General features: G+C 63.3%; 10 protein-coding genes. 7 read left to right on the forward strand and 3 right to left on the reverse strand.

Translation table 11 applies throughout. The features are described 5' to 3' along the window. Positions 1 to 451: 451 nt before the first annotated feature. The 7 genes from xoxF5 (at position 452) to AB7245_RS31980 (ending at position 8,362) form a co-directional block, all read left to right on the forward strand. Complete coding sequence (xoxF5, locus tag AB7245_RS31950; protein ID WP_063981978.1) at positions 452 to 2,263, forward strand: lanthanide-dependent methanol dehydrogenase XoxF5; 1,812 nt, start codon at positions 452 to 454, stop codon at positions 2,261 to 2,263. Positions 2,264 to 2,344: 81 nt separating this feature from the next. Beyond that, positions 2,345 to 2,866 carry a c-type cytochrome, methanol metabolism-related gene (locus tag AB7245_RS31955; RefSeq protein ID WP_084795040.1) on the forward strand — a complete coding sequence of 174 codons (522 nt, stop codon included), beginning with the start codon at positions 2,345 to 2,347 and terminating at the stop codon, positions 2,864 to 2,866. 57 nt (positions 2,867 to 2,923) lie between these two features. Continuing rightward, positions 2,924 to 4,033, forward strand: a complete 1,110-nt coding sequence (locus tag AB7245_RS31960; RefSeq protein ID WP_014493614.1) for an S-(hydroxymethyl)glutathione dehydrogenase/class III alcohol dehydrogenase — start codon at positions 2,924 to 2,926, stop codon at positions 4,031 to 4,033. A gap of 33 nt (positions 4,034 to 4,066) precedes the next feature. Next, positions 4,067 to 4,630 carry an S-(hydroxymethyl)glutathione synthase gene (gfa, locus tag AB7245_RS31965; RefSeq protein ID WP_063981977.1) on the forward strand — a complete coding sequence of 188 codons (564 nt, stop codon included), beginning with the start codon at positions 4,067 to 4,069 and terminating at the stop codon, positions 4,628 to 4,630. A 649-nt stretch (positions 4,631 to 5,279) separates the two neighbouring features. Then, positions 5,280 to 5,732, forward strand: a complete 453-nt coding sequence (locus tag AB7245_RS31970; protein ID WP_014493612.1) for a (2Fe-2S)-binding protein — start codon at positions 5,280 to 5,282, stop codon at positions 5,730 to 5,732. A gap of 1 nt (position 5,733) precedes the next feature. Then, complete coding sequence (locus AB7245_RS31975; RefSeq protein ID WP_063981976.1) at positions 5,734 to 8,046, forward strand: xanthine dehydrogenase family protein molybdopterin-binding subunit; 2,313 nt, start codon at positions 5,734 to 5,736, stop codon at positions 8,044 to 8,046. A 55-nt stretch (positions 8,047 to 8,101) separates the two neighbouring features. Next, complete coding sequence (locus tag AB7245_RS31980; protein ID WP_028151274.1) at positions 8,102 to 8,362, forward strand: hypothetical protein; 261 nt, start codon at positions 8,102 to 8,104, stop codon at positions 8,360 to 8,362. A gap of 221 nt (positions 8,363 to 8,583) precedes the next feature. Here AB7245_RS31980 and AB7245_RS31985 read toward each other — a convergent pair whose 3' ends face one another. The 3 genes from AB7245_RS31985 to AB7245_RS31995 all read right to left on the reverse strand — a co-directional run bounded on the left by AB7245_RS31985 (position 8,584) and on the right by AB7245_RS31995 (position 11,811). Further along, positions 8,584 to 10,311: a methanol/ethanol family PQQ-dependent dehydrogenase gene (locus AB7245_RS31985; RefSeq protein WP_354102672.1), complete on the reverse strand. Its 1,728-nt coding sequence runs from the start codon at positions 10,309 to 10,311 to the stop codon at positions 8,584 to 8,586. 117 nt (positions 10,312 to 10,428) lie between these two features. After that, the gene (locus tag AB7245_RS31990; protein ID WP_063981974.1) at positions 10,429 to 11,082 is read right to left on the reverse strand and encodes a ubiquinol-cytochrome c reductase iron-sulfur subunit; all 654 of its coding nucleotides are present in this window, start codon (positions 11,080 to 11,082) and stop codon (positions 10,429 to 10,431) included. Positions 11,083 to 11,346: 264 nt separating this feature from the next. Beyond that, on the reverse strand, positions 11,347 to 11,811 hold the full coding sequence (locus AB7245_RS31995) for a group III truncated hemoglobin (protein ID WP_063981973.1): 465 nt from the start codon (positions 11,809 to 11,811) through the stop codon (positions 11,347 to 11,349). Between the last annotated feature and the right edge of the window lie 12 nt (positions 11,812 to 11,823).

Raw genomic sequence — 11,823 nt, forward strand, 5'->3', positions numbered from 1 at the left:
CTCAGCCATGATTGCGTGACGTTTACCTCGAATTTGAGCGGTCTCTTGCAACGAGCGCGATCGTTCCATTGCCACCCTTGACGGTTAATCCTCCGCCTTAGTTGCAGCGCCGTCAAGGGGAACCTGAGCGCCGAAGGCGCCGCGAAGGCGCGCGGAAGCCGCTGAATTCGCTACTGCAAAATCAAAAACTTTGCGTCCGTGCGCTGTCAAGCAAACCGGCTTCCCTCTTGGGCAAGTTTCCCGATGACGAAGTCGTTAGGGATTGCGGCAGGAACAACAAAAACGGGCCTCTCCTGCACGTGGACCCGTAGCTCTCATCCGGAGGAGGAAACAGCACAGCATCGTTTCTGGTCCCAAACGTGACCGCCCTGCACGAGCAGACGCCGGACGAGAAGCCCGGTGATTAAGCAATGCTTCGGAAACAATAAACGAGACCAACGGAGGAATGACTATGCGCAAGGTGCTAATGGCGACCTATCTTGGCTCCGCGGCGATGCTCGCCGTCGGCAGCGCGTCAGCCAATGACGAGCTGATCAAGATGTCGCAGAATCCCAAAGACTGGGTCATGCCGGCGGGCGACTACGCCAATACCCGCTATTCCAAGCTGAACCAGATCAACGCACAAAACGTAGGCAAGCTCCAGGTCGCCTGGACCTTCTCCACCGGCGTGCTGCGCGGCCACGAAGGCGGCCCGCTGATCATCGGCAACGTGATGTACGTCCATACACCGTTCCCGAACAAGGTCTATGCTCTTGACCTTTCCAACGAGAACAAGATCATCTGGAAGTACGAGCCGAAGCAGGATCCGAACGTCATCCCGGTGATGTGCTGCGACACGGTCAACCGCGGCCTGTCTTACGGCGACGGCAAGATCATCCTGCATCAGGCTGACACCACACTGGTTGCGCTCGACGCCAAGACCGGCCAGGTCGCCTGGTCTGTGAAGAACGGCGATCCCACTAAGGGCGAGACCGGAACCTCTGCGGCGCTCGTCGTCAAGGACAAGGTCCTGGTTGGCATTTCCGGTGGCGAGTTTGGCGTCCAGGCTCACATGACGGCTTACGATCTCAAAACGGGCAAGTTGGCTTGGCGCGGTTACTCGGGAGGGCCTGATGATCAAATCCTGGTCGATGCCGAGAAGACCACCGCTCTCGGCAAGCCGGTCGGCAAGGACTCCAGCCTCAAGACCTGGCAGGGCGATCAGTGGAAGATTGGCGGCGGCGCCACCTGGGGCTGGATCTCCTTTGATCCTGAGCTGAACCTGATCTATTACGGATCAGGCAATCCCTCGACCTGGAACCCGAAGCAACGTCCAGGCGACAACAAATGGTCGATGACGATCTGGGCCCGCAATGCCGACACCGGCGTGGCCAAGTGGGTCTACCAGATGACGCCGCACGATGAGTGGGATTATGACGGCGTCAACGAAATGATCCTCTCGGATCAGTCGATCAACGGCCAACCGCGCAAGCTGCTGACCCATTTCGACCGCAACGGCCTCGCCTACACGATGGATCGTGTCACCGGCGAACTGCTGGTCGCCGAGAAATACGACCCGAAGGTGAATTGGACCTCCGGCGTCGACATGGACAAGAACTCACCGACCTATGGCCGCCCGAAGGTTCTCGACGCGGCCTCGACTGAAAAGGGCGGCGAGGATCACAACACCAAGGGCATCTGCCCGGCCGCGCTCGGTACCAAGGACGAGCAGCCGGCAGCCTACTCGCCGGACACGCAGCTGTTCTACGTTCCGACCAACCACGTCTGCATGGACTACGAGCCGTTCAAGGTGAGCTACACCGCGGGCCAGCCCTATGTGGGTGCGACGCTCTCGATGTATCCGCCGCAGGGTGAAACCCATATGGGTAATTTCATCGCCTGGGACGGCAAGACCGGCAAGATCGTCTGGTCGAACAAGGAGCAGTTCTCGGTCTGGTCGGGTGCGCTCGCAACCGCCGGCGGCGTGGTGTTCTACGGCACGCTCGAAGGCTACCTGAAGGCGGTCGACGCCAAGACCGGTAAGGAGCTCTACAAGTTCAAGACTCCCTCCGGCATCATCGGCAACGTCACCACCTATGAGAACGGCGGCAAGCAGTATGTCGCAGTGCTCTCCGGCGTGGGCGGCTGGGCCGGTATCGGTCTGGCAGCTGGTCTGACCGATCCGACCGCCGGTCTCGGCGCAGTCGGTGGCTACGCGGCTCTCAGCAACTACACGGCACTCGGCGGTACGCTGACCGTGTTCTCGCTGCCAGCGGCGAACTAGCCTCACCTTCGTGTCGCTCCGGCGCGTGGATCAACTCCACGCGCCGGCTCGTCTCCACCGAACGCCTTCGAGGATCATCTCTTGCGTAAAATCTGCTTTGTCATCGCTGCGACCATCTTCGTGACCTCGGGGGGAATTGCCGTTGCGGACGGTCCGGGCGACCCGGCCGCCGTCAAGAAGGAAGACGACGGAAAGTGGCTCGATAAGGAAGGAAACCCGACCTACAAGATTTCGGCCGACGGCACCGTGGACTGGTTCACCTATTCCGGATATCGCCGCTATCACTCCGACTGCCACGTCTGCCATGGCCCCGACGGCATGGGATCCACCTACGCACCGGCGTTGAAGGATTCGGTCAAGACCATGAGCTACGGCGACTTCCTCGGCGTCGTCGCCTCCGGTCGCAAGAACATCTCGACCGCGCAGGAGAACGTCATGCCTGCCTTCGGCGACAACCCGAACGTCGCCTGCTACATGGACGATCTCTACGTCTATCTGCGCGCCCGCTCCGACGAGGCGTGGGGCCGTCAACGTCCCTCCAAGAAGGATGAGAAGAACGAGACCTACACCAAGGCGGAAGACGCCTGCATGGGCAAGAAATGAAGGTTACCAGGACCGATACCACCTCGTGGCGTCCTGCGAGAATTTGAGGAGTTTACGATGAAGACACGTGCCGCCGTTGCTTTCGAAGCCAAGAAACCACTCGAGATCGTCGAAGTCGATCTGGAAGGACCGAAGGCCGGCGAAGTCCTGGTCGAGATCAAGGCGACGGGCATCTGCCATACCGACGCCTACACGCTCGACGGCTTCGACAGCGAAGGAATCTTCCCGTCGATCCTGGGTCATGAGGGCGCCGGTATCATCCGCGAGATCGGACCGGGCGTGACCTCGGTGAAACCGGGCGACCACGTCATCCCGCTCTACACGCCGGAGTGCCGGCAGTGCAAAAGCTGCCTGAGCCAGAAGACCAATCTCTGCACCGCGATTCGCGCGACGCAGGGCAAGGGCGTGATGCCTGATGGCACCAGCCGCTTCTCCTACAAGGGCAAGCCGGTCTACCACTACATGGGCTGCTCGACCTTCTCGAACTTCACCGTGCTGCCGGAGATCGCCGTCGCCAAGATCCGCGAGGACGCGCCGTTCGACAAGAGCTGCTACATCGGCTGCGGCGTCACCACCGGCGTCGGCGCCGTCGTCAACACCGCCAAGGTCACGCCGGGCTCCAACGTGGTCGTGTTCGGCCTCGGCGGCATCGGCCTCAACGTGATCCAGGGCGCCAAGATGGCCGGCGCCGACAAGATCATCGGCGTCGACATCAACGACTCCAAGGAGGATTGGGGCCGCCGGTTCGGCATGACCGAGTTCGTCAACCCCAAGAAGATCACCGGCGACATCGTCGCGCATCTGGTCAACCTGACCGACGGTGGTGCCGACTACACCTTCGATTGCACCGGCAACACCACCGTGATGCGCCAGGCGCTGGAAGCCTGCCATCGCGGCTGGGGCACCTCGATCATCATCGGCGTTGCCGAATCCGGCAAGGAGATCGCCACCCGCCCGTTCCAGCTCGTCACCGGGCGCAACTGGCGCGGCACGGCCTTCGGCGGCGCGCGCGGCCGCACCGACGTGCCCAAGATCGTCGACTGGTACATGAACGGAAAGATCCAGATCGATCCGATGATCACCCACGTGCTCAAGCTCGAGGAGATCAACAAGGGTTTTGACCTCATGCACGAGGGCAAATCCATCCGTTCAGTCGTTGTGTTCTAGCTCGAAAGCGTCACACCCAAGGAGGATCGACCCATGACTGTTGCACTCCATCCCTCGATCGATAACGGCGTCAAACAGGGCAGCGGCAGCTTTGCCGGCGGCACACTGGTTTGCAAATGCACGGACCACCCGGTCAAGGTCGCCGTGAAGGGCGACGTCGCCCACAACCACGCCTGCGGCTGCACCAAGTGCTGGAAGCCGCAAGGCGCGAATTTCTCGGTGGTCGCCGTGGTGCCGCGCCAGAACGTCAGCGTGACCGAGAACGGCGACAAGCTCCAGATCGTCGATCCCTCGGCGGTGATCCAGCGGCACGCCTGCAAGGCTTGCGGCACCCACATGTACGGCCGCATCGAGAACAAGGGCCATCCGTTCTACGGCCTCGACTTCATCCATCCCGAGCTGTTCCAGGAGCAGGGCTCGCAGGCGCCGCAATTCGCCGCCTTCGTCTCCTCCGTGATTGAATCCGGCGTGAAGCCGGAACAGATGGCAGGCATCCGCTCGCGGCTGAAGGAAATCGGGCTCGAGCCCTATGACTGCCTATCGCCGGCGCTGATGGACGCGATCGCGACCCACGTGGCGAAAGCCAAGGCTGCCTGACAAGGCTGCCTGACAAGGCCGCCTGAACAAGGCCGTCAGACCTTCGCCGTGCCCGTCCGCTCGCTGGCCCCGACCATCGCCAGCGAGCCGGACGGTCCGGCCCTCGACCAAATCGCTGCGATGCCGCCGCATCGCACGAGGCAGACGCGAGCGCCATGAGCTCCTCAGATGAGCTCCTCAGTCCTGGTCTCTGAATGACTGCGCAGTGCCGCCCACTTCCCCCTCGAAGTCCGCGCCGCTGCGTTCTCCCTCCCTCGACTGAGGCATCCTGCTTCGTCCGCGCAGTCTCTGCCGGACGAAGCTTTTTTCGTCGTGCACATTTCGCAGGCGCAGGGGCGTGATGCCGCGCCCTGCTTTTGACAAACCTTCGTTGCAACTTTTCCCTTCAACAACACCCGGCTGTGAACGCCGGGCCGGCGCGGTCTCTGCTACGGTCGCGTCGTCACGATGCCGCGCGAATTCAATCAATCAAGAATAAGACGGGAGGTATCGAGCACATCCGGACATCACGATTCGCATTCCTGCTTGCTGCCGGGATCTGCCCGCGCAGGAGAACAGGCCGGGATGCGACGACACGACGAAACGGGCAGTGCGCCGACCTGTGTCGGCAATGTTCAATCGACAAGCTTATGAAGAGCGAGGGACCATCATGATCAAGGTGAAGATCAACGGCCAGGAACAGAGCTGGGACGGCGACCCGGATCTCCCGCTACTCTGGTTCTTGCGTGACGAGGCCGGCCTGACCGGCACCAAGTTCGGCTGCGGCCAGGCCCTGTGCGGCGCCTGCACCGTCATCGTCGACAAGGAGGCCGTGCGTTCCTGCATCACGTCGATCAACGACGTCGCCGGGCGCGAGGTGACCACCATCGAAGGGCTGCATCCGAACGGCGACCACCCCGTCCAGAAGGCCTGGCGCCAGGTCAACGTGCCCCAATGCGGCTTCTGCCAGGCTGGCCAGATCATGCAGGCCGCCGCGCTGTTGATGGAGAATCCCAAGCCGTCACACGACCAGATCCGCGAAGCGATGGCCGGCAACATCTGCCGTTGCGGCTGCTACCAGCGCATCGAGAACGCAGTCCATCTCGCATCGACGGGAGTGTGACATGAATTTCATCGATAAACCCGGGAAGCTTCGTGGCTTCGAGAAGAACATTCGGGTCGAGAAGGTCTCGCGCCGCAGCATCCTGAAGGGGCTCGGCATCACCGGCGGCTTCGTGCTCGCCGCCCCCGTGATGTCGCGCCAGGCGTTTGCCTACGAGACCGGCGCCGGCAAGATGCCGCACGGCGTCGTGGTCGATCCCCGCGTCTTCGTCGCGGTTGCGCCCGACGGCACCGTCACCATCCTCGCCCATCGTGCCGAAATGGGCACCGGCGTGCGCACCAGCCTTCCGCTGATCGTCGCCGAGGAGATGGAGGCTGACTGGTCCAGGGTCAAAGTGCAGCAGGCCCATGGCGACGAGGTCAAGTTCGGCAACCAGGACACCGATGGCTCCCGCAGCACGCGGCATTATCTGATCCCGATGCGCCAGATCGGTGCCTCCGCCCGCACCATGCTGGAGCAGGCCGCGGCCAAGCGCTGGGGCGTGCCGGCGACCGAGGTCAAGGCCGTCAACCACGAGGTCGTCCACAGCGCCAGCGGCCGCAAGCTCGGCTTCGGCGAACTCGCCGCGGACGCAGCCAAAGAATCGGTGCCGAGCATCGAAGGCCTCAAGCTGAAGGACCCCAAGGACTTCCGTTATCTCGGCAAGGGCCAGATCAGCATCGTCGATCTCCACGACATCACCACCGGCAAGGCGCGCTACGGCGCCGACGTACGCCTGCCAGGCATGAAATATGCGGTCATCGCACGCCCGCCGGTGACCGGCGGCAAGCTGGTCTCGTTCGATCCGGACGCGGCGCTGAAGGTCCCCGGCGTCGAGAAGGTGATGCAGGTGCGCGGCTGGCCGTGGCCGTCGAAATTCCAGCCGCTCGGCGGCGTCGCGGTGATCGCGCGCAACACCGGCGCGGCGATCAAGGGCCGTGACGCGCTGAAGCTGACCTGGGACGACGGCGCCAACGGCAAATACGACTCGGTCGCCTATCGCAAGGAGCTCGAGGAAGCCTCGCGCAAACCGGGCCTCGTCGTACGCCAGGAGGGTGACGCAGACGCTGCGCTGAAGAGCGCCGACAAGGTCGTCGTCGGCGAATACTATCTGCCGCACCTCGCCCATGTCAGCATGGAGCCGCCGGTGGCGGTCGCCGACGTCAAGGGTGACAAAGCGGAGATCTGGGCGCCGGTGCAGAGTCCCGGCGGCACCCGCGAGGACGTCGCCAAGACGCTCGGCATTCCCGAGGACAACGTCACGGTGAATGTCACGCTGCTCGGCGGCGGTTTCGGCCGCAAGTCGAAATGCGACTTCGCGCTCGAGGCCGCGCTGCTGTCGAAGGAGCTCGGCGCGCCGGTGAAGGTGCAATGGACGCGCGAGGACGACGTCCGTCACGACTTCCTGCACACCGTCTCGGTCGAGCGGATCGAGGCAGGGCTCGACAAGAACGGCAAGGTGATCGCCTGGCGCCACCGCAGCGTGGCCCCGAGCATCGCCTCGACCTTCGCCGCGGGTGCAAACCACCAGGCACCCTTCGAGCTCGGCATGGGCCTCGTCGACATGCCGTTCGAGATCGCCAACATCTCCTGCGAGAACCCGGAAGCCGCGGCGTTCACCCGCATCGGCTGGTTCCGTTCGGTCTCGAACATCCCGCGGGCCTTTGCGGTGCAGTCGATGGTCGGCGAGATCGCGCAGGCGACCGGGCGCGACCAGAAGGAGACGTTGCTCGCGCTGATCGGCAGTCCCCGCATCGTCAAGCCGGCGGTGAAGGACATGTGGAACTACGGCGAGCCCTATGACAGCTACCCGATCGACACCGCGCGTCTCCGCAAGGTGGTCGAGCTGGTCGCCGAGAAGGGCGAATGGGGCCGTCAGGTACCGAAAGGCCATGGCCTCGGCATTGCCGTGCACCGCAGCTTCGTCAGCTACATCGCGACCATCGTCGAGGTGGCCGTCGACGAGAAGGGCAAGCTGACGGTGCCGCGGGTCGACACCGCGATCGACTGCGGCACTTATGTCAATCCCGAGCGCATCGCCTCGCAGATGGAGGGCGCGGCGATCATGGGGCTGAGCGTCGCCAAATACGGCGCGATCACCTTCAAGGACGGCAAGGTGGAGCAGAAGAACTTCGACGACTTCCAGGTCCTCAGGATGGATGAATCTCCTCTTGTAACCAACGTCTACATCGTCCCGCCCGGACCCGACACGCCGCCGAGCGGCGTCGGCGAGCCCGGTGTTCCGCCGTTCGCACCCGCGCTGACGAACGCGATCTTCGCCGCGACCGGAAAGCGTATCCGCAGCCTTCCGCTCGGTAAGCAATTGGAGGCTTAAGGCGGAACATTGAGCGGCCTCGCGCCGTTTCCATCGATCTGACAGGAGCAGATCGATGACCAACATCTCAAAGGCGCTCGCAGTCTCGTTGCTGTCGGGCGCCTTTTTCATGACGACCACGGCTGCGTTCGCTCAAAGCAACACCACCCCGCCGACCACCGCCACGCGCCCCACCGCGCCGGAGCAGAACTCGCTTCCCAACGCCGGAGCCCCGCCGCCTTCGACCACACAGACCACCGGGCAGACCAGCTCCGATCCGAAGGTTCAGGAGATGAACCAGAAGGAAAAGGACAAGGTTGATCGGCAGGGGAAGTAGCGGTCCAGCGCCTGCGCCCACAAACCGCCGCTCGCCGTCATGGCCGGGCTTGTCCCGGCCATCCACGACCTCTGCCGCGGCACGAAGAACGTGGATGCCCGGGACAAGCCCGGGCATGACGGGTTCGTGGCGCGAGCACCGCACACGCAAAATGCGGCGGACGTTGCCGTCCGCCGCATTTGCCCCCTGACGCTCCGCTTCCTTCGATTCGCCCGCGGAGCTTATTTCTTCAGCGCGAACACCCAGATCACGCCGCCCTGCGGCACATTGGATTCGATGCCGATATTGTTGGTCGCGAGCGCATCCTGGATGCGTTGCGCGTCCACGCCCCACCCCGACTGGATCGAGATGTATTGCGTGCCGTCGATCTCATAGGACACCGGCATGCCCATGATGCCGGAGTTGGTCTTCTGCTCCCACAAGAGTTCGCCGGTCTTGGCGTGGAAGGCGCGGAAGTTGCGGTCGTTGGTGCCGCCGACGAAGACGAGATCGCCTGCCGTCGCCGTTACCGAACCGAACAACTGCGATTTCGGGAAATTGTGCTGCCACACCTTCTTGCCGGTGGCGGGATCCCAAGCCTGGAGTTCGCCGAAATGATCGGCGCCGGGCTTCGTCGTTAGGCCGATGTCCTCCGGCTTGGTGCCGAGCCAGAGTTCGCCCGCCTTGAGCGGAACCTTCTCTCCGGTGAAGCCGCCGCAGAAATTCTCGTTGGCGGGCACGTAGACGAGGCCGGTCCTCTGGCTGTAGGCCGCCGACGGCCAGTCCTTGCCACCCCACAGCGACGGACAGAACTCGACCCGCTTGCCGATGACCGGCTTGTGCGCAGGATCGACGATCGGCTTGCCGCTCTCGGCGTCGATGCCCTTCCAGACATCGGTCGCGACGAAGGGCCAGCCTGCGACGTAGTTGATCTTGGTCGGGGTGCGCTCGAGCACCCAGAAGATCGCGTCGCGGCCCGGATGGATCAGGCTCTTGATGGTGCGACCGTCGCGTTGCAGGTCGACCAGGATCGGTGCTTCGACCTCGTCCCAGTCCCAGGAATCGTTCTGGTGGTACTGGTGGTAGGTCTTGATCTTCCCATTGCTGGGATCGAGCGCGAGCACCGAGGAGGTGTAGAGATTGTCGCCGGGATGCGTCTCGCCAGGCCATGGCGCGGCGTTACCGACGCCCCAATAGATCGTCTTGGTGTCCTTGTCGTAATTGCCGGTCATCCAGGCGGAGCCACCGCCGGTCTTCCAGTCGTCGCCCTGCCAGGTATCGTGACCGGGCTCGCCCTCGCCGGGGATGGTGAAGGTGCGCCACAACTCCTTGCCGTCCTTGGCATCGTATGCGGCGACGTAACCGCGCACGCCGAGTTCACCGCCGGAGCCTCCGACGATGACCTTGCCCTCGACGACAAGCGGCATCAGGGTCATGTACTGGCCCTTCTTGTAGTCCTGCACCTTGGTGTCCCACACCACCTTGCCGGTCTTGGCGTCGAGCGCGACGACATGGTCGTCGGTGGTGGCGAGATAAAGCTTGTCCTCCCAGAGACCGACGCCGCGGTTGGTCGGATGCAGCTGAAAGAGGTCGTCGGGAAGCTGCCGCTTGTAGCGCCAATATTCGTCGCCGGTCTTCGCGTTCAGCGCGATCACCTGCCCCACCGGGGTCGTTACGAACATCACGCCATTGTTGACGATCGGCGGCGCCTCGTGGCCTTCGACCACGCCGGTGGCAAAGGTCCAGACCGGTGTGAGATTCTTGACGTTCGAGGTGTTGATCTGGTCGAGCGGGCTGTAGCCCTGTCCGTCATAGGTGCGCCGATAGAGCATCCAGTTGCCGGGTTCCGGATTTTCCAGCCGCTGCTGGGTGACCGGCGCGTAGTTCTCGATCGGGCCGGCGACGGCGACGGTCGAGACAAGGCACGTGAAGGCGACGAAGCCGGACAGTAACCATTGCTTCCTGGTCATGAACGTTCCCCTTTTTCATCCGTTTGAATTCTTGTTTTGCATTCTTGTCGTTCGTCCCGTCGTCCGCCCATCGGCGGATGCGGCCTCTCGTGACGCGGGCACAACCCGCACCGTCCGTCATCCTGGCTGCACGCCACCTACCTTTCCGATGAAGTTGCCGGCGACGCTGAGCGAACCGTCAGCGAGCGCGAGCGGCAGCGCGGCAAGCCGCCGCGGCGCCGGTCCGAACACGACCTGCGCGCCCTCGCGGGGATCGTATTCGGAGTTGTGACACATGCACTTGAACACGTCCTTGTCGCCGACATCGCTCTTGACCCAGGCAGTGACGGGACAGCCTGCATGCGAGCAGATCGCCGAATAGGCCAGGATGCCATCGACGGCCCGCGCGCGGGTCTTCTCGTCGAGCTCGGCGGGATCGAGCCGGATGATCAGGATTTCGTTGAGGCGCGATGCGCTGCGCACCACCGATGTGTTGGGATCCTTCGGCCACGCATGGACCGGCGGTCCACCGGCCGGGAGATCGGCCGCAGTGATGAGCTTTCCCTCCTGGTCGCCTTCGGAGAAGACGAGCAGATCACCCTTCTGCGGACGTTCATCGGAGCCTGGCGGATCCTCGCCCGCGCGCGTCTGCGTGGAACAACCAAGGCAGGCGGTCGTGGCGAGCGCGCCAAGCAGCAGCGTTCGCCGCGTCTGTTCTGTACCCGCGTCGACTTCAGACTCCGCGGTGCTCTCGGACGATGAGGGAGTGGTGTTGAATGATGCGCGCGACATGCACGTTAGCAGGCGCTGGAACTCTGCCGAAAAAAAGGCGGAGAGTTGGCGCCGCAGCGCATCAATATGTCTTTGCTCGCTTTGGTTGAAGGCAAATGAATGCGTTCCAGCGCATATTTGCAATTGCAACGTCGCGTCGCGCGATCGGCATGATGATTTTGCAGATCAGACCGATGATGCGGGAATTGGTGCAACGCGTTATTAGCCGCGCAGCGCAACCTCAGAGCGACACAACTGCACGTTTTACAGGCAGATTTGCTGTCGTCAGGACCGGAGCACGTGACGCGGCGCAGCGATACGGCCGGCGATGGTCGCCGACGCCATCTCAAAACTGTCGGCGATGCGTCGCGCCTTGTCGATGAAGAGCGCGGCCGCCGGCGGCGGACAGACCTCGCGCGCGGTCTGCTCGAACAGATCGAGCCAGCGGTCGAAATGATCGCCGACCAGGCTGAGCGGCACATGCGCCCGCATCGGCGAACCATGGTAGCGGCCGCTCATCAGCACGACCGACGACCAGAAATCCTTGAGTTTGGCGAGATGCTCGTCCCAATTCTGCACGATCGCAAAGACCGGCCCCAGCAGCGCATCCTCGCGCACGCGTCCGTAGAAGCGGGTGACGAGCTCCCCGATCATCTCCTCGGTGATCCCGGTGCGCTCGATCGCATCCTGGGTCAGCAGGTTCCGCCGCGCGGCCGCCGCCTCGCGCTCGGCCTTCAGTCGATCCGACATGTCCTTCGTTAT

The sequence above is a fragment of the Bradyrhizobium sp. 604_D8_N2_3 genome (genome assembly GCF_051810765.1).
Taxonomy (GTDB): domain Bacteria; phylum Pseudomonadota; class Alphaproteobacteria; order Rhizobiales; family Xanthobacteraceae; genus Bradyrhizobium; species Bradyrhizobium barranii.

Excerpts from the sequence above, each read along its gene's own strand:
- xoxF5 (WP_063981978.1), top strand. The coding sequence starts at position 452 with ATGCGCAAGGTGCTAATGGCGACCTATCTTGGCTCCGCGGCGATGCTC.
- AB7245_RS31960 (WP_014493614.1), top strand. The coding sequence starts at position 2,924 with ATGAAGACACGTGCCGCCGTTGCTTTCGAAGCCAAGAAACCACTCGAG.
- gfa (WP_063981977.1), top strand. The coding sequence starts at position 4,067 with ATGACTGTTGCACTCCATCCCTCGATCGATAACGGCGTCAAACAGGGC.
- AB7245_RS31970 (WP_014493612.1), top strand. The coding sequence starts at position 5,280 with ATGATCAAGGTGAAGATCAACGGCCAGGAACAGAGCTGGGACGGCGAC.
- AB7245_RS31975 (WP_063981976.1), top strand. The coding sequence starts at position 5,734 with ATGAATTTCATCGATAAACCCGGGAAGCTTCGTGGCTTCGAGAAGAAC.
- AB7245_RS31980 (WP_028151274.1), top strand. The coding sequence starts at position 8,102 with ATGACCAACATCTCAAAGGCGCTCGCAGTCTCGTTGCTGTCGGGCGCC.
- AB7245_RS31985 (WP_354102672.1), bottom strand. The coding sequence starts at position 10,311 with ATGACCAGGAAGCAATGGTTACTGTCCGGCTTCGTCGCCTTCACGTGC.
- AB7245_RS31990 (WP_063981974.1), bottom strand. The coding sequence starts at position 11,082 with ATGTCGCGCGCATCATTCAACACCACTCCCTCATCGTCCGAGAGCACC.
- AB7245_RS31995 (WP_063981973.1), bottom strand. The coding sequence starts at position 11,811 with ATGTCGGATCGACTGAAGGCCGAGCGCGAGGCGGCGGCCGCGCGGCGG.